Source organism: Cellulosimicrobium sp. Marseille-Q8652 (assembly GCF_965112045.1).
In genome coordinates, this window is the sequence record NZ_CBCOPS010000001.1 from 681,427 (window position 1) to 704,053 (window position 22,627).

General features: G+C 73.3%; 17 protein-coding genes. 5 read left to right on the plus strand and 12 right to left on the minus strand.

All coding sequences use genetic code 11. The annotated features are described in order from the left end of the window. The first annotated feature begins 624 nt into the window (after positions 1-624). The 3 genes from ACWPWV_RS02925 to ACWPWV_RS02935 all read left to right on the plus strand — a co-directional run bounded on the left by ACWPWV_RS02925 (position 625) and on the right by ACWPWV_RS02935 (position 2,999). Positions 625-1,038, plus strand: coding sequence for an ABC transporter permease subunit (locus tag ACWPWV_RS02925; RefSeq protein ID WP_454042798.1), 414 nt, complete (start codon positions 625-627; stop codon positions 1,036-1,038). A gap of 411 nt (positions 1,039-1,449) precedes the next feature. Further along, positions 1,450-2,439 (plus strand): ornithine cyclodeaminase family protein, encoded by a 990-nt coding sequence (locus ACWPWV_RS02930; protein ID WP_454041463.1) that lies wholly within the window; start codon positions 1,450-1,452, stop codon positions 2,437-2,439. Beyond that, positions 2,436-2,999 carry a nucleoside deaminase gene (locus tag ACWPWV_RS02935; RefSeq protein WP_454041464.1) on the plus strand — a complete coding sequence of 188 codons (564 nt, stop codon included), beginning with the start codon at positions 2,436-2,438 and terminating at the stop codon, positions 2,997-2,999. Before ACWPWV_RS02930 ends, ACWPWV_RS02935 begins: the two co-directional genes overlap by 4 nt. A 43-nt stretch (positions 3,000-3,042) precedes the next feature. On the opposite strand, the gene mgrA is transcribed toward ACWPWV_RS02935, so the two are convergent. From mgrA to ACWPWV_RS02970, 7 genes are all read right to left on the minus strand, one after another. Continuing rightward, positions 3,043-4,092 carry an L-glyceraldehyde 3-phosphate reductase gene (gene mgrA, locus ACWPWV_RS02940; protein ID WP_454041465.1) on the minus strand — a complete coding sequence of 350 codons (1,050 nt, stop codon included), beginning with the start codon at positions 4,090-4,092 and terminating at the stop codon, positions 3,043-3,045. Between the two features lie 46 nt (positions 4,093-4,138). After that, on the minus strand, positions 4,139-5,164 hold the full coding sequence (locus tag ACWPWV_RS02945) for a 3-oxoacyl-[acyl-carrier-protein] synthase III C-terminal domain-containing protein (RefSeq protein WP_454041466.1): 1,026 nt from the start codon (positions 5,162-5,164) through the stop codon (positions 4,139-4,141). A gap of 55 nt (positions 5,165-5,219) precedes the next feature. After that, entirely contained in the window at positions 5,220-6,767 is a 1,548-nt protein-coding gene (locus ACWPWV_RS02950) for a UxaA family hydrolase (RefSeq protein ID WP_454041467.1), read from the minus strand. Beyond that, on the minus strand, positions 6,764-8,140 hold the full coding sequence (locus tag ACWPWV_RS02955) for a Gfo/Idh/MocA family protein (RefSeq protein ID WP_454042799.1): 1,377 nt from the start codon (positions 8,138-8,140) through the stop codon (positions 6,764-6,766). Before ACWPWV_RS02955 ends, ACWPWV_RS02950 begins: the two co-directional genes overlap by 4 nt. A gap of 214 nt (positions 8,141-8,354) precedes the next feature. After that, positions 8,355-9,698: an ABC transporter substrate-binding protein gene (locus ACWPWV_RS02960; RefSeq protein WP_454041468.1), complete on the minus strand. Its 1,344-nt coding sequence runs from the start codon at positions 9,696-9,698 to the stop codon at positions 8,355-8,357. Between the two features lie 89 nt (positions 9,699-9,787). Beyond that, on the minus strand, positions 9,788-10,777 hold the full coding sequence (locus ACWPWV_RS02965; RefSeq protein WP_454041469.1) for a carbohydrate ABC transporter permease: 990 nt from the start codon (positions 10,775-10,777) through the stop codon (positions 9,788-9,790). Beyond that, complete coding sequence (locus ACWPWV_RS02970; protein ID WP_454042800.1) at positions 10,770-11,684, minus strand: carbohydrate ABC transporter permease; 915 nt, start codon at positions 11,682-11,684, stop codon at positions 10,770-10,772. Before ACWPWV_RS02970 ends, ACWPWV_RS02965 begins: the two co-directional genes overlap by 8 nt. Positions 11,685-11,969: 285 nt before the next feature. Here ACWPWV_RS02970 and ACWPWV_RS02975 point away from each other — a divergent pair, with 285 nt between their 5' ends. Together ACWPWV_RS02975 and ACWPWV_RS02980 are read left to right on the plus strand one after the other, a co-directional pair. Then, entirely contained in the window at positions 11,970-13,922 is a 1,953-nt protein-coding gene (locus ACWPWV_RS02975; RefSeq protein WP_454041470.1) for a DUF6807 family protein, read from the plus strand. Further along, a complete protein-coding gene (locus ACWPWV_RS02980; RefSeq protein WP_454041471.1) occupies positions 13,919-15,046 on the plus strand; it encodes a Gfo/Idh/MocA family protein in 1,128 nt (375 codons plus the stop codon). The genes ACWPWV_RS02975 and ACWPWV_RS02980 overlap by 4 nt, the downstream gene beginning before the upstream one ends. Positions 15,047-15,070: 24 nt before the next feature. Here ACWPWV_RS02980 and ACWPWV_RS02985 read toward each other — a convergent pair whose 3' ends face one another. The 5 genes from ACWPWV_RS02985 to ACWPWV_RS03005 all read right to left on the minus strand — a co-directional run bounded on the left by ACWPWV_RS02985 (position 15,071) and on the right by ACWPWV_RS03005 (position 21,674). Continuing rightward, positions 15,071-15,739: a ThuA domain-containing protein gene (locus tag ACWPWV_RS02985; RefSeq protein WP_454041472.1), complete on the minus strand. Its 669-nt coding sequence runs from the start codon at positions 15,737-15,739 to the stop codon at positions 15,071-15,073. 222 nt (positions 15,740-15,961) lie between these two features. Then, positions 15,962-17,467, minus strand: coding sequence for a rhamnulokinase (locus tag ACWPWV_RS02990; protein WP_454041473.1), 1,506 nt, complete (start codon positions 17,465-17,467; stop codon positions 15,962-15,964). Positions 17,468-17,496: 29 nt separating this feature from the next. Then, entirely contained in the window at positions 17,497-19,605 is a 2,109-nt protein-coding gene (locus ACWPWV_RS02995; protein WP_454041474.1) for a bifunctional aldolase/short-chain dehydrogenase, read from the minus strand. Position 19,606: 1 nt separating this feature from the next. Next, positions 19,607-20,785 carry an L-rhamnose isomerase gene (gene rhaI, locus ACWPWV_RS03000; RefSeq protein WP_454041475.1) on the minus strand — a complete coding sequence of 393 codons (1,179 nt, stop codon included), beginning with the start codon at positions 20,783-20,785 and terminating at the stop codon, positions 19,607-19,609. Between the two features lie 499 nt (positions 20,786-21,284). Further along, positions 21,285-21,674 carry a hypothetical protein gene (locus tag ACWPWV_RS03005; protein ID WP_454041476.1) on the minus strand — a complete coding sequence of 130 codons (390 nt, stop codon included), beginning with the start codon at positions 21,672-21,674 and terminating at the stop codon, positions 21,285-21,287. Between the last annotated feature and the right edge of the window lie 953 nt (positions 21,675-22,627).

A 22,627-nucleotide genomic window follows, 5' to 3' on the forward strand; every position in this document is an offset into this window, starting at 1 on the left:
CGCGGGCGCCGGCGCGGGCCTCGCCGGCGGCGTCCTCGTCGCCTCGGCCCCGCACGTGCTCGACGACGGCCTGTCGTCCGGGTACGGGTTCTCGGGCCTCGTCGTGGGCCTCCTCGCGCGCGGCTCGTTCACCGCGGCCGTCGGCATCGCCACCGCGCTGGGCTTCCTCGTCTCGGGCGGGATCAACCTCCAGGCTCGCCGCAGGCGTCCCGGCGTCGATCACGCAGATCACCGAGAGCCTCATCATCCTCGGCGTCGCCGGGACGGCGATCTGGTCCGTGGGCCGGCTCGGTGCACGCGGGCGGCGCTCGCGGAGCCGCAGACCCGCGCGCCGCCTCTCCCCCACCGCCGGCCCGACAGCGACGGAGGCCTCCTCATGATCCTCACCCTCACCGACCTCCTCGTCGCCAGCGTCGCGCTCGCGATCCCCGTGCTCGTGGCCGCGTCGGGCGAGCTCGTCGGCGAGCGCGCCGGAGTCCTCACGATGAGCGTCGAGGGCATGATGCTCACGGGCGCGTTCGCCGCCGTCGTGGGCGCGACGTCGAGCGGCTCGGCCCTCGTCGGCGTCGCGTGCGGGCTCTCGCCGGCCTGCTCGTCGGCGTGCTGCAGGCGGTGCTCAGCGTGGTGCTGCGGGCCGACCAGATCGTCACGGGCATCGCGGCCAACGCGCTCGCGCTCGCGGGCACGACCTTCGGCGCGCGCCTCCTGCTCGAGCGCGGGACCGAGGTGCCGGGGTTCGACCGTGTCGCGATCCCCGTCCTGTCCGAGATCCCCGTGATCGGGCCGGCGCTGTTCCGCCAGACCGGCCTCGCCTATGCGCTCGTGGTCCTCGTCGTCCTGCTCGCCGTGCTGACGTCGCGGCGCACCGGCTGGGGCCTCGCCGTCGACGCCGTCGGCGAGGACGCCGCGAGCGCCGACCGGTCCGGCATCCCGGTGCTGCGCGTGCGGTTCGCCGCGGTCCTCGTCGTCGGGCTCCTGTCCGGCCTCGCGGGGACGCGCTCGCGCTCTCGGAGGTGCACACCTTCACGGACAACATGACGGCCGGCGTCGGGTACCTCGCGGTCGTCGCCGTCATCGCGGGCGCTGGCGCCCGGTCGGCGTCGCCGTCGCGGCGCTCGTCTTCGGCCTCGCGCAGGCGCTGCAGTTCACGCTGCCCGCGCTCGGCGTCGACGTCCCGTTCGCGCTGCTCGTCATGCTCCCCTACGTCCTCGCCCTGCTCGCGGTCGCGGGCCTCGTCACCCACAGCAGACCGCCCGGCGGGCTCACGACGCCGTTCGTGCGGCTCGGCCGGTCGTCGTGACCCCGCGTGCCCCGGACACCGGCCCGGAGACCGGCTCGCCACCCGCGCGCACCACGACCCGCGCGCCCCGGGCCCGCCCGCCCAGCACCGCCCGCTCGCACTCCACCGCCCGCTCGCACTCCCGCGCCCGCCCGAACCCTGGAGGCCCCGTGCCCCTCGTCCTCACCCGCAGCGACCTCACCGGACTCGTCACGCCCGCACAGGTGGTCGAGGCCGTCGAGCACGCCTTCGCCGACCTGGCCGACGGCACGGCTGCGCAGGCCCCGCTCGCCGTGGCCGCCGTGGACGACGGCGCGCACTTCCTGCCCATGACGGCCGTCTCGCCGCGCGCGGGGCTCGCCGGGTCCAAGCTGCTCGCGGACGTGCCGGGGAACCGCGCACGCGGCCTCCCCGCGCAGCGCTCGGTGCTCGTGCTCGCCGACGCGTCGGACGGCGCACCGGTCGCCGTGCTCGACGGCGGCCTGCCGACGCGGCTGCGCACCGCGGCGGCGAGCGCCGTCGCGACGCGCTGGCTCGCGCGGGAGGACGCCCAGGTGCTCGGCCTCGTGGGTGCCGGCGGCCTCGCGCTCGAGCACGTCAGCGCGATCGCGGAGGTCCGCCCGCTCGAGCACGTCCTGGTCTGGTCCCGCTCGGACGCGACGGTGGCCTCGTTCGTCGAGCGGACCGGCGAGCGCCACCCGCACCTCAAGGTGACCCGGGTCGACTCCCCGGCCGGCGCCGTCGGCTCGGCGGACGTCGTGTGCACGCTCACCCCGGCCCGCGAGCCCGTCGTGCGCGGCGCCTGGTTCCACCCCGGCCTGCACGTCAACGTCGTCGGCGCGCCCCCGCGCCCCGACCACCGCGAGGTCGACGGCGAGGCGATGGCTCGGTCACGCGTCGTCGTCGACTCGGTCTCGACGGCGCTGCACGAGTCGGGCGACGCGCTGCTCGCGATCGCGGAGGGCGCGATCGACGAGTCGGCGTGCCGGCTCGAGCTCGGGGACGTCGTCACGGGCCGGTCGCCCGGACGGCGGACCGCCGACGAGGTCACCCTGTTCGACTCCGTGGGGCTCGGCATCCTCGACGTCGCGATCGGGCGGCTCCTCGTGGACGCCGCGCGCGCCGCGGGCCGGGGCCTCTCGGTCGAGCTGTCGGCATGAGCGCGACGACGCCCGGCGGCAGCCCCGCGACCGACGGTCGTGCCGCGGTCGCGTCCCTCTCGGCGAGCGACCGCGCGCACCTCGCGGAGGCGCTCCGCATCGCCCGGGCGACGCTCGTCGACGGGAACCGGCCGTTCGGTGCCGTGCTCGTCGCGGCCGACGGCCGGGTCCTCGCGACCGGTCGCAACGCCGCCGCGCAGACGGGAGACCCGACGTCGCACGCCGAGCTGGACGCCGTGCGCGCGGTCCCGCCCGCCGACCGCCCCGCCGTCGCGGGTGCCACGGTGTTCGCGAGCGGCGAGCCGTGCCCGATGTGCGCGGCCGCGCTCGTCTGGGCCGGCGTCGGCCGGGTCGTGTTCGGCACCGCCGCGCCGGACGTCCGCGCGGTCGTCCCCGGCTCGCCGTCGTTCGCGCTGCGCTGCTCCGACGTGGTGGCCGCGTCCGACGCGACGGTCGAGGTCGTCGGCCCGGCGCTCGGCGAGGACGGCCTGGCGCCGTTCCGCGAGCTCGCGGCATTGCCTGGCCCGACCGCCGAGGGAGGACCGCAGCCCGCGAGGTAGGCCCGAGACCAGGACTGCGGTGCTACCTCGCGGGCCTGCGGCACTACCTCGCGAGGGCGGTCTCGATCGCGGCCTGCTCGTCGTCCGTGAGCGCGGGCGCGGACAGCGCGGCGACGCTGTTCTCGAGCTGGCGCACGCTGCTCGCGCCGACCAGCGCCGATGTGACGCGCTCGTCGCGCAGCACCCACGTGAGCGCGAGCTGCGCGAGCGACTGGCCGCGCCCCTGCGCGATCTCGTTCAGCGCACGAGCCGTCGCGAGGTAGTCCTCGTCCAGGTTGTCCGCGGACAGGAACGGCGAGTCGGGCCGTGCCGCCCGCGACCCCTCGGGCGCGGAGCCCGAGAGGTACCTGTCGGTGAGCAGGCCCTGCTGGAGCGGCGAGAACACGATGGTCCCGACCCCCAGCTCACCGACGACGTCGAGCAGCGACTCCGACTGCACCCCGTCGTAGCGGTCCTCGTGCGCCGGGTCCTCGACGTGGCGGTTGAGCAGGGAGTAGCTCGGCTGGTGGATGAGCAGCGGCGTGCCGAGGTCGGCGAGGATCGCGGCGGCCTCGCGCGTGCGCGCCGGCGAGTAGTTCGAGACGCCGACGTAGAGCGCCTTGCCCGCCTGGACGGCGTCGTGCAGCGCGCGCATGGACTCCTCGAGCGGCGTGCTCGGGTCCGGGCGGTGGTGGTAGAAGACGTCGACGTGGTCGAGGCCCATCCGCTGCAACGACTGGTCGAGCGACGACAGCAGGTACTTGCGCGACCCGCCGTCGCCGTACGGGCCGGGCCACATGTCGTACCCGGCCTTGGACGAGATGACGAGCTCGTCCCGGTACGCCCGGAAGTCCTGCGCGAGGTGCCGTCCGAAGTTCTCCTCGGCCGAGCCGTAGGGCGGGCCGTAGTTGTTGGCGAGGTCGAAGTGCGTGATCCCGAGGTCGAACGCCCGCCGCAGCACCGCGCGCTGGGTCTCGAACGGGTTGACGTCGCCGAAGTTGTGCCAGAGCCCGAGCGAGATCGCGGGCAGGTCGAGGCCGCTGCGCCCCGTCCGCCGGTAGGTCATCGAGTCGTATCGGTCGTCGGCAGCGACGTAGCGCGCGGTGAGGGGCATGGCCCCATTCTGCCGCGCGTCGCCGCCCCCGGCGGACCGGACGACCTCAGCGCGAGGGCGTCTCCACGACCTGGCCCGCCCACGCGAACCCGCCGCCGAAGCCGAAGAGCAGCGCGGGCGCACCGGCGGGGATCCTGCCCGCGTGCCACCACTTGGACAGCCCGAGCGGGATGGACGCGGCGGAGGTGTTGCCGGACTCGACGATGTCGGTGACGACGACCTTGTCCTCCAGGCCGAGCGCCTTGGCGAGCGGCTCGATGATGCGCAGGTTGGCCTGGTGCGCGACGAGCACCTCGATGTCCTCGAGCGCCATGCCGGACCGCTCGACGACGACCTTGGCGCGCTCGGCGGCGCGCGTGATGGCCCACTTGAAGACGGCGCGGCCGTCCTGGGCGAACCTGTCGTCCGGCGCCTCGATGAGCACGGCGGGCGTGAGGTCGGGCTCGGAGCCCCAGGTCACGGGGCCGACGCCCGGGGTGTCCGTCGCCTGCAGCACGGCGGCGCCCGCACCGTCGGCGGTGAGGATGCACGTGCTGCGGTCGGTCCAGTCGGTGAACGCGGTGAGCTTCTCGGCCCCGATCACGACGGCCGTGCGCGCGGAGCCGGCGCGGATCGCCTGGTCGGCGAGCGCGACGGAGTGCGCGAACCCGGAGCACGCGACGTTGACGTCGAGCACGGCGGGCCCGACGACGCCGCGCAGGTCGAGCTCGGACGCCTCCTCGGGCGTCGACTGCCCGGGCATGACGCCGGTGCGCAGGTGGTAGGCGACGCGGCCCGCGGTGTTGGGCGAGCGGTCGACGGCGGTCGCGGTCGCGACGATCACGAGGTCGACGTCGGCGGCCGCCACGCCCGCGTCGTCGAGCGCGTGGCGGGCGGCCCCGACGGCCATGTCGGCGACGGTCGTGTCGTCGTCGGCGACGTGCCGCGTGACGATGCCCGTGCGGGACCGGATCCACTCGTCGTTCGTCTCGACGAGCTGCGCGACGTCGTCGTTGGTCAGCGTCTTCTCGGGCTGGTGGTGTCCGAGGCCGACGATCCGCGATCCGGCCGCGCCGGTGGCAGGTGTGAGCATGCGTCGATCATTCACCGTGCCCGCCGGATCGTCCAAGCCGCCGGGTCGCCGCCGCTCAGGTGACGGTCCCGAGCTGCCACGGGACGAACTCCTCGCCGCCGATGTCGAGGTCCTCGCTCGCGGTCTGCTCGCCGGACGCGACGGCGAGGATGCGGGCGAAGATCTCGTCGGCGACGGCCTCGAGGGTCGCGGTGCCGTCGACGATCCGGCCGCAGTCGATGTCGACGTCGTCGCCCATGCGGGCGTAGAGCTCGCTGTTGGTCCCGAGCTTGATCGACGGCGTGGGCTTGCACCCGAACACGGAGCCTCGACCGGTCGTGAAGCACACGACGTTCGCGCCGCCCGCGACGAGCCCCGTCACGGAGACCGGGTCGTAGCCGGGGGTGTCCATGAAGACGAAGCCCTTCGTCGTCAGGGGCTCGGCGTACTCGTGGACCGCCGCGAGGTCGGCCTGGCCGCCCTTGGCGACGGCGCCGAGGGACTTCTCGAGGATGGTCGTCAGGCCCCCGGCCTTGTTGCCGGGCGAGGGGTTGTTGTCGAGGCTTCCTCCGCCGGCCGCGGCGTAGCCCTGCCACCAGTCGAGGCGGTCGAGCAGGCGCTGGCCGACCTCCGGCGTGACGGCGCGCCGCGTGAGGAGGTGCTCGGCGCCGAAGACCTCGGGCGTCTCCGCCAGTGCCGACGTGCCGCCGTAGGCGACGAGACGGTCGGACGCGAGGCCCAGCGCGGGGTTGGCGGTGATCCCGGAGTAGCCGTCGGAGCCGCCGCAGTTGAGGCCGAGGACGAGCTCGGACACGTCGCACTCGGTGCGCTCGAAGCGACCGTCGATCTCCTCGACCATCTCCCGGACGGCCTGGACGCCCGCCTTCACGGTCGCGCGCACCCCGCCGGAGTCCTGGATCGTCAACGTCCGCACGACGGTGTCCGGGGAGAGCTGCGCTCCGGCGAGCACGGTGTCGACGGCGATCATCTCGCAGCCGAGCCCGAGCACGAGCACGCCCGTGACGTTCGGGTGGGCCGCGTAGCCGCGCAGGGTCCGCAGCAGCACCTGGGCACCCTCGCTCGTCGGGACGAGCCCGCACCCGGACTGGTGGGTGAGCGCGACGACGCCGTCGACGTGCTCGTACCCGTCCGTCGCGAACCCGCGGAACTGGTCGGCGATCATCTTCGCCGTGCTCGCGGAGCAGTTCACCGACGTGAGGATCGCGACGTACGACCGCGTGCCCACGCGGCCGTCGGCGCGGCGGTACCCGCGGAACGTGGGCCGTGGTCCCGCGGGCGTCTCCAGCGTGGTGTGGACGGTGGCGAGCTCGTGCTCGCGCTCGCCCTCCTCGAAGCCCAGGTTGTGCACGTGCACGTGGTCGCCCGGCTCGATCGACGCGGACGCGACACCGATGACCTGCCCGTACTTGCGGACGGGCTCGCCCGTCGGCACCGCGCGCAGCGCGACCTTGTGCCCGCGCGGCACGTCGTCGCGGACCGTGACGGGGGGACCGCCCTCGGCCGCCACGACGTCCCCGGGGGCGAGGTCGCGCGTGGCGACCGCGACGTCGTCCTCGGCGCGCAGCACGAGGAGCGCGGCGCGCTCGTGGGTCGCGGCGTTCACGCCCGCACCGCCTGCGCGGGCGCGGTCTGCGCGGCGTCCTGGCGGGCGTCCTGGCCGGCGGCCAGGTCGCGGTGGGCGCCACCGACCGCGTCGGACAGCCGGACCGGCAGACCGGTCTCGAGCGACCTGTTGGCGGCGATCCCCACGCCGGCGGCGAGAAGACCGTCGCGCCAGCCGGCGGGCCGACCCAGGGGGTCGTCGCCCGGGCCGCGGAAGACGTCGTGGAGGAGCATCGCGTCCCCGCCCCCGTGAGACCCCTGCCCCCTCGGGATCGGCACCTCCCGCGCCTCCTCCCAGTGCCGCTGCACGACGAGCCGCTCACCGCGCGGGCGCGTCGGCCCCGTGGCCAGGGCCTCCTGCGCCGACGGGTCGAGGACCGGCCGGCCGTCCTCGTCCGTGAGGACGGCACCGCGCTCGACGACCTCGAGCTCCGCCCGGCCGCGCGTCCCGGTGACGCTCACGCGATACCCCTCCCAGGGCCCGTAGGCCGTCAGCGAGTAGGTGAGGACCGCCCCACGGCCGTACTGGACGATCACCGCGGCGGTGTCCTCGATCGTCACGCCGGGCGCGAACGGGTCCTGGTCGCGGCGGTACCCGTCGTGCGCCTCGGCGTCGAGGTACAGGTCGGCGAGGCGCTGGTCGTCGGCGAGGTCGAGGAGGAACAGGTCGCGGGGCGCGTCGGCCGCCGGGCCGTCGGGCGCGCCGCGCGTCCCCCGCGCGGGACGGCTGCCCGCCGGTGCACCGTCGGACCCCGCCCCGTCCGCCCCGTAGAAGCGCAGGCCCCCGCGCGCGAACACGACGTCGGGCTCGTCGTCGACCCACCAGTTGACGAGGTCCGCGTGGTGGCTCGACTTGTGGACGAGCAGCCCGCCGGAGACCGCCTTCTCGCGGTGCCAGCGGCGGAAGTAGTCGGCGCCGTGGACGGTGTCGAGCACCCACTCGAAGTGGACCGCGGTGACCTCGCCGATCTCGCCACTCGCGACGACCTGCTTGAGCGCGGAGTTGCGGGGCGAGTAGCGGTAGTTGAACGTCACGACGACGTCGCGGCCGTGCTCGGCGACGGCCTCGGCGATCTGGCGGCAGCCCCGCCCCGTCGTGGTCATCGGCTTCTCCAGCACGACGTCGGCCCCGGAGGCGAGCACGCGCGCGACGACGTCGGCGTGCGTGCGGTCGGGAGACGTCACGACGACCGCGTCGACGCGCTCGCGCGCGATCATGGTCTCGAGCTCGTCGGGCGCGTACGTCGGGACGGGCGCCTCCCCGGCGGCCGCGACCAGGTCGTCGTAGAACGCGGAACGCACCGGGTTCGGCTCGCACCACGCGACGAGACGAGCGACGTCGCGGTGCGGGCCGAGGATCGCGTCGACGTACATCTGGGCTCGGTGCCCGGTCCCGACGACGGCGTAGCGGCGGCGGGAGTCGGTGTCTCGGGGGGACTCGGCGAGGGCAGGCAAGACGGTCCTTCCATGGGTGGTGTCGCGCCGCCGCCGGCGGGCGGCGGGCGGTCGGCCGGACCGTCCCCGGGGGCGACGGGGGCGGTCCGGCCGGTCGTGCCCGGGCGCCGTCGGCGCCCGGTGGATCGGTGCGTCAGCCGCCGATGGCCGCCTCGACCTCGGTCATGAACTGCGACGCGGCGTCGGCGGGCGACAGGTTCCCGAAGAGCACCTCGGTGTTGATGCGGATGAGGATGTCGGTGACGTCGCCGGCGCCCTGCGGGGGCACGGCCGGGCCGTCGACGATGTCCTCGCTGATCTCCTCGATGAACGTGGCGACCTGCTGGTCCGTCGGGGGCAGGTCGGGCAGGATCGCCTCACGGACGTCGACGTTCGCGGGCAGGCCACGGTCGGAGAGCATCAGCGCGCCGGCCTCGGGGTCGTTGAGCAGGAAGTCGACGAACTTCGCCGCGGCCTCCGGGTGCTCCGAGGTCTCGGCGACGGAGTAGTACATCGCCGGCTTGAGGTACATGCCGGTGCGCTCGCCGTCGGACTCGCCGGGCACGCGCAGCAGCTCCAGGTCGCGTCCCGCGGCGGTGCTCACCGCGCCGAGCTGGTTGGACCACCAGAAGCCCATCGCGCCGGTGTTCGTGCCGAGCAGCGAGCCCTCCGGTCCGGCGGCCTCGATCTCGACGGAGCGCGCGGCGTCCGGCTCGCCGCCGCCTGCCTGCAGGTCGAGGGACGTCTGGAAGAAGTCGGCGACCGTCTCCTCCGAGACGCCCAGCTCGCCGTCCGCGGTGTACAGCGACTCGCCGAGCTGGCGCGCGCGGATCGAGATGCCGGCCTCGTTGAAGCCGTAGTCCTGGGTGCCGTAGACGCCCTCGGACCCGGCCGCGACGGCGTTCGCCGTCTCGACGTAGTCCTCCCACGTCCACGTGGTGTCGTCCGGGATCTCCACGCCCGCGGCCTCGAACGCCTGGGGGTCCGCGAGGACCGTGTAGGCGTTCACGCCCGTCGGGATGCCGTACAGGCCCCCGTCGGTCTCGCCCGTCTTCACGATCGACTCGTCGATCGCCGACGTGTCGATGTCCAGCTCGGCGAGGTCGGCGAGGACCCCGCGGCTCGCGTAGTCGGCGAGGTAGCGCTCCTCCTGGGTCATGACGTCGGGGGCGTCGCCCGCCGCGACGGAGGTCGCCAGCTTGTCCCAGTACCCGCTCCAGTCGGTGAAGTCGGGGACGACCGTGATGTCGGGGTTCTTCTCCTCGAAGAGGTCGATGATCTCCTGCGTGGTCTGGTGGCGCGTGTCCGAGCCCCACCACGCGAAGCGGATCTCGACGGGACCCTCCTCGGCCGTCGACGAGGACTCCTCGTCCTCGGGGAGGGCGCCGCTGTCGCCCGAGCACGCGGTCAGCGTGAGGGCTCCGGCGACGAGGGCGGCCGCGACGGCCGCGCTGCGGCGTGCAGCGGGGCGCCCCGCGCGGGTGGTGAACGTGTTCATGACTCTCCTTCGGTGCGTGACGAGACGTCGTCGTGTCGGTCGCGGTCCGGCCTGGAGCCGGGGCGGAGTCGTGCGGTTCTGCGGGTGAGCTACTTGATGCCCGTCGTGGCGATGCCCTTGACGAGGTACTTCTGGCCGAACAGGAAGACGAGGAACACCGGGACCAGCGACACGATCGACATCGCGAACATCGGTCCCCACGAGCTCTGCCCCGTCGAGTCGACGAAGGTGCGGAGCGCGATCGGGACCGTGTACATGTCCGGCTTGGTGAGGAAGATGAGCTGGCTGAAGAAGTCGTTCCACGTCCAGATGAAGGTGAAGATCGCCGTCGTGGCGAGGGCCGGGAGCGCGAGCGGCATCATGATCCGCGCGTAGATGCGCCCGTGGCCGCACCCGTCCAGACGCGCCGCCTCGTCGAGCTCGCGCGGGATGCCGCGGAAGAACTGGACCATGAGGAAGATGAAGAACGCGTCGGTGGCCAGGAGCTTCGGCACGATGAGCGGCAGGAACGTGTTGATCCAGCTCAACGACGAGAAGAGGATGTACTGCGGCACGATGATCACGTGGATCGGCAGCATGATCGTCATGAGCATGATGGCGAACCAGACCTTGCGGCCACGGAACTCGAGGCGCGCGAACGCGTAGGCCGCGAGCGAGCACGCCACGAGGTTGCCGAGCACGGACCCCAGCACCACGATCGCCGAGTTCATCAGGTAGTGGCTGAACGGGTGGAGCAGCGCGCCCCAGCCCTCGGTGTAGTTGGAGAGGTCGATCTCCGACGGGATGAGCCCGGGCTCGCGGAAGATGAGCGCCGTCGGCTTGAACGAGCTCGCGAGCATCCACAGCAGCGGGTAGAGCATGACGAACCCGAAGGCCACCAGCAGCACGTGCTTGACGCCGGACGCCACGCGGGAGCGCACGCGTCCCTGGCGGCGCACGGGACGCTGGGAGGCCTCGGCCGCGAGCTCGGTGAGGGTGGTGCGGGCGTCGGCGGTGCCCCCGGCGGTCGTGCCGCCGTGCTGCTCGTCGCCGGCCGCGGAGGTGGTGCGCCGCACGGCGCCGGTCGTCGTCTCAGTCATCGTAGAAGACCCAATACTTGGAGGCGAGGAAGTTGACGAGCGTCATGCCGCCGACGATGAGGAGCAGGAACCAGGCCATCGCCGACGCGTAGCCCATCTCGTAGGAGCCGAAGCCCTTCAGGTAGAGATAGAGCGTGTAGAACATCGTCGAGTCCGCCGGGCCGCCGGTCCCGCCGCTGACGACGAAGGCCTGCGTGAAGGACTGGAAGGCGTTGATGAGCTGCAGGACGAGGTTGAAGAAGATGATCGGCGTGAGCATCGGGACGGTGATCGCGAAGAACCGCCGCATTCGCCCGGCGCCGTCGATCGAGGCCGCCTCGTAGTACATCGCCGGGATCTGGCGCAGTCCCGCGAGGAAGATGACCATCGGCGCCCCGAACGTCCAGACGTTGAGGACGACGAGCGTCCCGAGCGCGTAGTCCGGGTGCGACACCCAGCCCTGGCCCTGGATCCCGAAGAAGGCGAGCACCTGGTTGAGGAGCCCGTCGGCGCCGAAGACCTGGCGCCACAGGATCGCGATGGCGACGCTGCCGCCGAGGAGCGACGGCAGGTAGTACACCGATCGGTAGATCGCGAGACCCCGCATGCCCTTGTCCAGCAGGAGCGCGAGACCGAGCGCCGCCGCGAGCTGGAGCGGCACCGACACGAACACGTACGTGAACGTCACGCGCAACGAGTTGTGCAGGCGCGGGTCCTCGAGCATGCGCTCGTAGTTCTCGAGGCCCACCCACGACGGCGCCTGGAGGAGGTCGTAGTCGGTGAACGACAGGTACAGTGACGCGGCCATCGGGATGGCCGTGATCAGCAGGAGGCCGGCGAACCACGGCGCGAGGAACAGCGCCGCCGCCCGGCCGTCACCACGCCTCCTGCGGGCCACGGGCCGGCGTGCCGGCGCGTCGCCGCCCACCTTCGCGGGTTCGGTCACGGTCGCCACGGCACGCCTCCTCCAGGGGGCGCGACGCCTACAGCGTTGCGGGTCATGCCATACCTCCGGTCGACACTGATCGGAACACGGTGCGCATCCGGCGCCTCAGCGGGAAACCGGTTGCACGTGGAGGAACGTACCACACCAGGAACCGGTTTCCCATGGTGTACCGTCATCGCATCGCGACCACCCGGGGGCCGGGCGGTCGACGCCCCTGCGACGGCGCGGGGTGCTCCGGACGCGCGTCCGACGACCCGAGGGAGAACGATGGCCAGCGTGAGCACACGCCGAGACCAGACCACCATCGCCGACGTGGCGACGGCGGCGGGCGTCTCGCGCGCGACGGTGTCGAGGGTCATGAACGGCCGGTCGACCGTCGACCCCGCGATCACCGAGCGCGTGCGGCGCGTCGCCACGGAGCTGAGCTACCGCCCGAGCAACGTCGCCCGGAGCCTGTCCATCGGGCGCACCCACACGATCGCGCTCGTCGTGCCCGACCTCGGCAACCCCGTGTTCCAGCAGATCCTGCGCGGCGTGACGACGGCCGCCGCACCGTCCGGGTACCGCGTGCTCGTCGCGGACAGCGCGGAGGACCCGAGCGAGGAGGCGGCGATCGCGCTCGAGGCACGGCTGCGCTGCGACGCCCTCGTGCTCGTCTCGCCCCGCATGCCCGACGCGCTGCTCGCCGAGCTCGTGCCGCAGGTCGCGCCCGTGGTCCTCGTCAACCGCTCGCTGACGGGCGGGGGCGTGCCGGCGCTCGTCGTCGACTACGCCCACGCCGCCGAGCAGGTGCTCGAGCACCTCGTGAGCCTCGACCACCGCCGCGTCGTCTACCTCGCCGGGCCCCCGGGCAGCACGTCCGACGCGCAGCGCCGTGAAGGGCTGCGCCGGGTGCTCGACCGCCGGCCCGACGTCGAGGTCGTCGAGCTCCTCGGCGGCTCCGACATCGCCGCCGGCCATGCCGCCGTGGACGAGGTGCTCGCCGCCCGCCCGACGGCGGTCGTCGCGTTCAACGACCTCGTCGCCTTCGGTCTCCTCGCGGGCCTCAACGAGGCCGGGGTCGCGGTCCCGGCCGACCTCTCCGTCGCGGGCTTCGACGACATCGACCTCGCGCGGTACGCCACCCCGTCGCTGACCACCGTCGCGGTACCCCAGGCCGAGCTCGGCCGGCACGCATGGAAGGAGCTGTCGGCCTTGATCGACGCGAACCAGGGCGCCTCGCACGCGACGCGCTTCGACCCCTCCCTCGAGGTCCGGGCCAGCACCGGACCCGCGCCCCGCGGCGTGGTGCGGTCGCCCGCAGCCGTGACCGAGGCGCCGGCACCCGAGGCGAGCGGACCGCCCGTGCCCGCTCCCGGGGACGTCGTGCGCTGGGAGACGGACGGCGACGCCGTCGGTCTGCGCTACGGCGACCTGCGCCTCGCGCGCTACCAGCAGGGCGACCGCCTGCCCCAGGTGCACGCCCCCCGCAGCTTCCTGCACCCGGTCCACACGCTGGCCGGCGTGCCGCTCACCGACTCGGGGCCCGTCGACCACCGTCACCACTACGGCGTCTCCGTCGCCGTCCCCGACGTCAACGGCACCTCCTACTGGGGCGGCCGGACGTTCGTCACCGACGTGGGCCCGACGCTCCTGCCGAACCACGGCCGCCAGCTGAGCCGCGCCCTGATCGTCGACCCCGTCGAGCCGCACCTCCTGCACGACCGCGTGCGCTGGCACGACGAGCACGGCGTGCCCCAGCTCGAGGAGGACCGCCGGCTCGACGCCTGGGTGCTCGAGTCGGACGCCTGGGTGCTCGACTGGAGCTCGACGCTGCGTGCCGAGCGCGGCGCCCTCGTCATCGGGTCGCCCGCGACCAACGGGCGGCCCGGGGCCGGCTACGGCGGGCTGTTCTGGCGCCTGCCGATCGCCGGGCGCACCGAGGTCCTCAGCGCCGCCGGGCACGGGGAGGAGCCGGCCCACGGGAGCACGTCCCCGTGGGTGGCGTACGTCCAGGAGCACGGCGACCGCTGGACGACGCTCGTCCTCGTCCAGCCCGGCGAGCCGCTCCCCTGGTTCGTCCGGGCGGCGGAGTACCCGGGCACCGGCCCGGCGCTCGCGTGGGACACGCCACGGACCGTCCCGGCGGGCGGGACGTTCGAGACCGGGCTGCGCGCCGTCCTCGTGGACCGGGCGCTCGACCTCGACGAGGCGGCCTCGTTCGCCGCACGGGTCCGATGAGCGGCGCCACACCGGTCGCGGTCGTCGGCATCCACGGTCACGGCACCTCGCACCTGCGCGCCGTCGCGGACCTGGCCGAGCGCGGTCTCGTGCGGCTCAGCGCGGTCGTCGACCCGCGCCGGCCCGACGACGCCCCCGCGCCCTGGTTCCCGACGCTCGGCGACCTGCTCTCCGCGGCCGATCCCGACGTCCGGCCCGAGGTCGTGGTCCTGTGCACGCCGATCCACACGCACCTCCCGCTCGCGCGCGTCGCGATGGAGGCCGGGCTCGACGTCCTGCTCGAGAAGCCCACGGCGGCGTCCTTGGCGGAGCACGCGGCGATCGTCGAGACGGCCGAGCGCACCGGGCGCCTGTGCCAGGTCGGCTTCCAGTCCTTCGGGTCGCACGCGATCGACGCCGTGACGGAGCTCGTCGCCGACGGCGAGATCGGCGAGGTCGTCGGGTACGGCGCGGTCGGCACGTGGGTGCGGACGGCGGGCTACTGGGGACGCGCCGCCTGGGCCGGCCGGCGCCGCCTCGACGGACGGGACGTCGTCGACGGCGTCGTGACGAACCCGCTCGCGCACGCCGTCGCGACGATGCTGCGCGTCGGCGGGGCGAGGACGTCCGCGGACGTGGCGCACGTCGTCGTGGACCTGTACCGCGCCAACCCGATCGAGTCCGACGACACGTCGTCGCTGCGGGTCGTGACGACGGACGGGACGCGGTGCGGGGCCGGTCTCACGCTGTGCGCGCCGGGGCGGACGCCGGCGCGGGTCCTCGTGCTCGGCACGGACGGCGAGGTCACGCTCGAGTACGAGCACGACCGTGTCACGCTCCGCACGCCCCGCCTCCAGGTCGAGAAGACGTACGGCCGCACGAACCTCCTCGAGGACCTGCTCGCGACGCGCGAGGACCCGCAGCGGCGCCTCGCGTGCGACGTCCGCGACACCGGAGCGTTCATGCGCGTGCTCGAGGCCGTGCGCACCGCACCCGCACCGCGCGCGATCGCCGACGACGGCGTGACCTGGCTCGGTGAGGGCGACGACCGCCACCCCGTGGTCGCCGACGTCGCACGCTGGTGCGAGGAGGCCGCCCGGAGCGCGCGGACGTTCACCGAGCTCGGCGTCCCCTGGGCGCGCTGAGCGGTCCGGGCGGCTGAGCGCGGCTCAGCGGTCCACGAGCCAGTCCACCTCGCGCCGCAGGAGCTCGCGCCGCGACGGCGAGGCGTACGACTCCACGCCGTGACCGAGTCCGTCGTACACGGCCCGGGCCCCGGCGCTCACCCACGCGACCGGGTGGTCGGTGCCCTCGTGCCGTGCCGTGAGCAGCACGCGGGACGACGGCTCGACGACCAGGTCGCAGTAGCGCTCGTCGTCGGCCACGACCGGTCCGAGGCCGGCGACGACGGGGTGGTCGCCCACCGGGGCGAACGTCGCGACGTCCTGGGGCGGGTGCCACGACCGGCCCGGGACCCAGCGACCGCCGAGGAGGGTCGCCCAGTCCGGGGCGTCGGCGAACGCGTTCGCCGCCTGGTGCAGCCCGAGCAGCGCGCCGCCCGCCGCCGCGTACGCCCCGACCGCCTCGTGCGCGGGGGCCCACGCGGCGTCGTCCCCGTCGAACCCCGGGTCGGTCCGGCCCCGGCCCGCGTTGACGACGACGAGGTCGAACGACCCGAGGTCCCCGAACGCGTCCGGGAACGTCGACCGCACGTGGGCGTCGACGCCCTGCTCGCCGAGCAGCCCGGCGACGACGTGCGACGTGGCGGCGTGGTCGTGCCACGGGTCCTCGTGCCGGCCCCGTCCGGCGAGGACGAGGGCGCGCGGCGTCGTGGTCATGCGCGCAACCTACCCGGTCGTGAGGAGCCGTTCGTGACGTTCCGGCTCACAGGTCCGGTCCCCGTGGCAGTCCTCGATGCGAGCGCGCCGCGTCGTCGCCGTCGGACCCCATGGCCCGCGACGGCTTCCGTGTAGCCCAGGCAACGAACCGCGTGATAGTCGGATGCGTCGGGACAGAAGGTCGTCTCCCCGGCGCTCCGGATCGGGCGAGAAGGAGGTGGTTCAGCGCGGAAGCACGCCCGCCGGCTCGAACCGGCGCACAGCGACGGATCGGCGCACGACGCCGCGCAGCGCGGCGAGGTCGCCGTCGAGAAGCCCGACGGCGCGCGCCTGGACGAGCAGGTTGCCCAGCGCCGCGCCCTCGACCGGTCCCGCGACGACCGGCAGCCCGGTCGCCTCGGCGGTCAGCCGGCACAGCAGCGCGTTCTGCGAGCCGCCGCCCACGACGTGCACGACGTCGACCGCACGACCGGACAGCGCCGTCACGCGCTCGACCGCGCGCCGGTAGGCGTCGGCGAGCGAGTCGAGGACGCACCGCACGACCTCGCCGACCGTCGTCGGGACGGGCTGCCCGGAGGCGCGCGCGGCCGCGGCGAGGCGCGCCGGCATGTCGCCGGGCGGGAGGAACGCGTCGTCGTCGAGGTCGACGACCGTGCGAGCCGGCTCGGCCGCCTCGGCCGCGGAGAGGGCGTCGTCGAGGGTCACCGGGTCGCCCGCCTCGCGCCACGTCCGCAGCGTCTCGGACAGCACCCACAGCCCCATGACGTTCTTGAGGTAGCGCACGGTGCCGTCGACACCGAGCTCGTTCGTGACGTTCGCCGCGCGGCTCTCCTCGCCGAGCACCGGGGCGTCCAGCTCAACGCCCACGAGCGACCACGTGCCCGACGAGACGTAGGCAAAGCGCTCGTCCGTCGCGGGCACGCCGACGACCGCCGACGCCGTGTCGTGCGACCCGACCGCGACGACCTGGACCGGCCCGAGCCCCGTCGACTCCTGGACCGCCGCGGTGAGCGGTCCGAGCACCGTCCCCGGCTCGACGACCTCGGCCAGGCGCCCGCGCAGCCCGGCGAGCTCGGGATAGGCGTCCTCGAGCGCGGCGATCGTCGGCGCGGACCAGTCCCGCGTCGTCGCGTCGAGCAGGCCGGTCGTCGACGCGTTGGTCACCTCGCTCACGACCACGCCGGTCAGCCACGACGCGAGGAGGTCCGGCACGAGCCGGACGGAGGCGGCGAGCGGCCACGCGGCGTCGTGCCGGCCGGCCACGAGCTGGAACGACGTGGTGAACGGCAGGACCTGCAGCCCGTCGACCCGGTACTGCTCGGACGCGCCGAGCCGTCCGAGCACGTCGTCGGCCACTCCCGCGAGGCGCGGGTCGCGGTGGTGGCGGGGGTTGCCGAGGAGCGTCCCGTCCGCCGCGACGAGCCCGACGTCGACCGCCCACGAGTCGATGCCGATGCCGGAGAGCCCCAGCGCGAGCGACCGGGCGTGGGCGCCCGCGGCCCGCAGCCCGTCGAGGGTTCCGCGCCACAGGTGCAGGAGGTCCCAGTACAGGCCGGACCCCGCGGCGTCGGGCACCTCGACGGGTCCGTTGGCGAAGCGCGCGACCTCGGTGAGGTCGACGCGCTCCTCCCCCGGCGCACCCCGCACGACCCCCACCACGACGCGGCCGCTCGACGCGCCGAGGTCCACCGCGGCGAAGGCCGCGCGGGCCGCGTCGTCCGGGGGCACCCCGTGCGCACCGTCGTGCGGGGCGGCGCTCACCGCAGGAACGCCGCGGCGACGCCCGAGTCGACGGGCACGTGCAGGCCGGTCGTCTGCGCGAGGTCCGGGCCGGTGAGCGCGAGGACCGCGGCGGCGACGTGCTCGGGGAGCACCTCGCGCTTGAGCAGCGTGCGCTGCGCGTAGAACGCGCCGAGGTCCTTCTCGTCCACGCCGTAGACGGCGGCGCGCTGCGCGCCCCAGCCCGCGGCGAAGATGCCCGAGCCGCGCACGACCCCGTCGGGGTTGATGCCGTTGACGCGGATCTGGTGCTCGCCGAGCTCCGCCGCGAGCAGGCGCACCTGGTGGGCCTGGTCGGCCTTGGTCGCGGAGTAGGCGACGTTGTTCGGCCCGGCGAACACCGCGTTCTTCGACGCGATGTAGACGATGTCACCGCCCATGCCCTGCGCGACCATCGCGCGCGCCGCGTCGCGGGACACGAGGAACGAGCCCTTCGCCATGACGTCGTGCTGGAGGTCCCAGTCCGCCTCGGTGGTCTCGAGCAGCGGCTTGGAGATCGACAGCCCGGCGTTGTTGACGACGAGGTCCACGCCACCGAACGCGAGGGCCGCGGCGTCGACCATCGCGGCGACGTCGCGGGCGGAGGTGACGTCTCCGCCGACGGCGACCGCGACGTCCGGACCGCCGAGCGCGTCCGCGACCTCACGGGCACCGTCGAGGTTGCGGTCCGCGACGACGACGCAGGCTCCCTCGGCCGCGAGCCGCTCGGCGATGGCCTTGCCGATGCCCGACCCGCCGCCGGTGACGAGCGCGACCCGCGTGGCGAGCGTCTTCGGCTTCGGCATCCGCTGGAGCTTGGCCTCCTCGAGCGCCCAGTACTCGATGCGGAACTTCTCCGACTCCTCGATCGGTGCGTACGTGCTGATCGCCTCGGCGCCGCGCATGACGTTGATCGCGTTGACGTAGAACTCCCCCGCGACGCGCGCGGTCTGCTTGTTCCTGCCGAACGAGAACATGCCGACGCCGGGCACGAGCACGATCGCCGGGTCGGCGCCGCGGATCGCCGGGCTGTCCGGTGTCGCGTGCCGGTCGTAGTACGCGCGGTAGGCCTCGCGGTATGCGGCGTGCGCCGCGCGCAGCGCCTCCACGGTCTCCTCGACGGACGCGTCGGTGGGCACGTCGACGACGAGCGGGCTGACCTTCGTGCGCAGGAAGTGGTCCGGGCACGACGTGCCGAGTGCGGCCAGCGGGGCCAGCTTCTCCCGGGCGAGGAAGTCGAGCACGACGTCGGAGTCGGTGAAGTGCCCGACCTGCGGCGCGTCGGTCGACGCGAGGCCGCGGATCGTCGGCGCCAGCGCGGCCGCCTTGGCGCGCCGCTCGTCCTCGGCGAGGGCCTCGCGGCCCGCGCGCACCGCGCCGAACGGGTGCTCGCCGCCGTCGGCGAGCTGCGCCGTCCGGCCGGCGATGAAGTCCTCCGCGCGGCGGACGATCTCGAGCGAGCGCCGCTCGGCCTCCTCCGACGTCTCGCCCCACGCCGTGATGCCGTGTCCCCCGAGCACGCACCCGATCGCCTGCGGGTTCGCGTCCTTGATGGCCGCGATGTCCAGGCCGAGCTGGAAGCCGGGGCGCCGCCACGGCACCCAGACGACCTCGTCGCCGAACACCTCGCGCGTCAGGGCCTCGCCGTCGGCAGCCGTCGCGAGCGCGATGCCCGCGTCGGGGTGCAGGTGGTCCACGTGCGCGGCGTCGACGAGACCGTGCATGGCCGTGTCGATCGACGGCGCGGCGCCGCCCTTGCCGTGCAGGCAGTAGTCGAACGCGGCGACCATCTCGTCCTCGCGCTCCACGCCGGGGTACACGCCGACGAGCGCGCGCAGCCGGTCGAGGCGCAGGACGGCGAGGTTCTTCGCGGTGAGCGTGCCGAGGTCGCCGCCCGAGCCCTTGACCCACAGCAGCTCGACGGGCTCGCCCGTGACCGGGTCGGTCTCGGTGCCCTTGGCGGACGTGTTGCCGCCCGCGTAGTTCGTCACGCGCGGGTCGGACCCCAGGCGGTTGGACCGGGCGACGAGGTCGGCGACGACCGCCGTGGTCGGCTGGTCGACGGGCCGGGTCGCGGCCGGGGTCGTGGTCGTGGTCGTGCCGGTCATCTCAGGCTCCCCATCCGGCCTGGGCGCCACCCACGCGCTCGGCCACGATCGTCTCGGTGTACCCCGACGCCGCGAACGCGGCCATCGGGTCGGGCGCGAGGCCCTGCTCGGTGCGCAGGCCCGCGAGCAGCGGGCGCACGTCCGTGCTGTAGGCGTCCATGAGGGCGCCGTTCGCGGCGAGCACGTCGCCCGCGACCTGGGCCGACTCGAGCGCCTCGGCGTCGACGAGCAGCGCCTTGGCCGTCGCCTCCTGGACGTTCATCACGGACCGGATCTGGCCCGGGATCTTCGCCTCGACGTTGTGGCACTGGTCGAGCATGAAGTTCACGCCGCTGCTCGGGTCGAGCGCCCCCGCCTGGACGATCTCGTGCATGATCCGGAAGAGCTGGAACGGGTCGGCCGCGCCGGCCATGAGGTCGTCGTCCGCGTAGAAGCGCGAGTTGAAGTCGAAGGCGCCGAGCCGTCCCTGACGCAGGAGCTGCATGACGATGACCTCGATGTTCGTCCCCGGGGCGTGGTGGCCCGTGTCGAGCACGACCCTCGCGCGGTCGCCGAGCGCGAGGCAGTGCAGCAGCGACGTGCCCCAGTCCGGGATGTCCGTCGCGTAGAACGCGGGCTCGAAGAACTTGTACTCGAGCACGAGCCGGTTCTCGGGGTGTGCGGCGGTCAGCGCCGCGTAGACCTCGGCCAGCGAGTCCGCGAGCCGGTCCTGCCGGGCGCGGAGCGAGTCCTGACCGGGGTAGTTGATGCCGTCCGGCAGCCACAGCTTGAGCTCGCGCGAGCCCGTCGCCGCCATGACCTCGAGGCACTGGAGGTGGTGGTCGACGGCCTTCTTGCGCACGACGGGGTCGGGGTGCGTGAGCGAGCCGAGCTTGTAGTCGTCGTCCTGGAAGAGGTTCGAGTTGATCATGCCGATCGACACGCCCTGCTCGGCGGCGTGCCGGGCCAGGTCCTCGTAGTCGTCCACGAGGTCCCACGGGATGTGCAGCGACACGCGCGGCGCGACGCCGGTGTACCGGTGCACCTGCGCGGCGTCCGCGATCTTCTCGTAGGGGTCGCGCGGCACGCCCGGCTGGGCGAAGACCTTGAAGCGCGTCCCCGAGTTGCCGAACGCCCACGAGGGGAGCTCGATCGTCTGCTGCCGCAGCGCGGCACGCGCCGCCTCGGTGCGGTCCGTCATGGTCCTTCTCCTCCTCCGCGCAGCCTCGCGCGCCGTCGCGGGCCGCCGTCGGCCCGAGTGTCCGATCCAGGAATGAATCGATTCATCGCGAGCGTACGGGAGCCTCTCTCTCGCGGTCAAGACGCCGACGGCGCGTCCGGCAGGCTCTTGACCGTCTCCCGCCCGGGCTCGGCACGTTGCTCCCACGCCATGCGCGCCTCTGATGATTACCGAGACGATCGCCGCCGCCTCCATGTACCACCAGAGGCTCGACTGGAGGAAGAGCACTGCTCCGCCTGCGTTCCTGGGCTGCGCGGCCGCGGGTTCTGCGGGCCTTGGCGCTGCGGCCCGCAGTCGTGAACCGCTGAGCACTTACCCACCGTCGGTGATCCTCGGCTCTTCGTCGCGAACGAGGGGTGACCGCCGTTTGGGCCACGTCGCGGTACGCCAGCGGCGGGTGTGATGTCTCGGGATTGTGAAGGCCGCTGCTACACCCACATCTGCAATGAGCCCGCAATGATCAACCCTTTGAGACGCTCTCAATCGTGCCGGACGCGAGAGCGAACATCCTGGCAAGCACCGAACGCACTTCAGGATCGCGATCGACTCGCTCGAGGGCCGCATAGGTCTTGGGGTCGACATCGAGCGTTGCCAGCCCTCCGGCAGGGGACCCGACTACTGTCGAGAACAAGACCAGGCAGCGGTATGCGCGAACCTCGCCCGCACGCTCCTCACGCAGGATCGGCTGCAGGATGGACTTGTCCTCCTTGACCTGCAAGCTTAGGGCCTCGACCGAGGACCAACGCGTCGCCCAGCCACGCTCTTCGGCGTACCGTTGCATAGCGACCAATGTCTCGAAGCTGATCTGGGCGACCCGGAAGTCCGGGTCTGTCGAACGGACGAAAGGCATGCTCAATCTCCCTCGAAGACATCGATACGAATCGGCGTGCCAGGTCAATCCTGCCATCGTCCACCCCTATGAGCAGTTCATCCCAGCGGTGGTAATCACCGATAATAGTTCCGCCACGCAATACGACAAACTCCGTCACCATCTGCCGCGTTGTTGATCGAGTCAAGCAACTCGTCATTGCTCAGGTATTCGTGATACCACTGCGAACTCGGGTCACGCGTCATCTGACCTGGAGCAAAACTGCCCTCCAGTTCACCCGCCCTCTCGGAGGCGTTCGCATAGTTCGCGTTGTGCACCAGGACGGGTGTCCCGCCCGCTAGTCACGCTCGTGTCCGCTGGCTCCTACTTCGGGACGGCCACCATGGGCCATGCTTCAGGCTGTGACAGTCATCGATCGTTCGTTTCCGGTCTTACCGCGCTCGACCCGCAGTCTGCGAGTCGGTGACCTCATCGGAGTGCCGTTGGAAGACGGTGCGTGGGCTTGCTTGCAAGTGACGGACTTGCTGCGCTCAGGGCCCGGTTCCGCGTCCTCATTGATTGTCAGTCCGCTGCTGTGGCGGGGATCCAGCCCACCGTCTGGAGCGGACGTCGCAGGGTTGGTACCGACTGAGCACGGGATGACCCACGTCGACTTGTTCACTAAGGCCGGTCTGGTCGTGACGGGTTGGGCGCCGGTCGCCGAGGACTCAGCACCGCCGCGTGGGCCGGGCGCACCGATCGGGACCCACTACCTGGTGTGGGGCTACCGCGCAGCGATTCGGCGGGCCGCCGAGGCGGCCGAGCGGGTCAGGACTGGAACTTGCTCGGTTGAGTGGACTGAGCCCTAGAGCTGTGCGTTTGTGGGAGGGTGACTGCAGGCATTAGTCACGCTCGTCAAAGCGGGGACCGGACCAGTTCACTCCGTGGACGCCGTGCCCTCACTCCAGACGACGGCTGATCTCATGCTTCTCAGT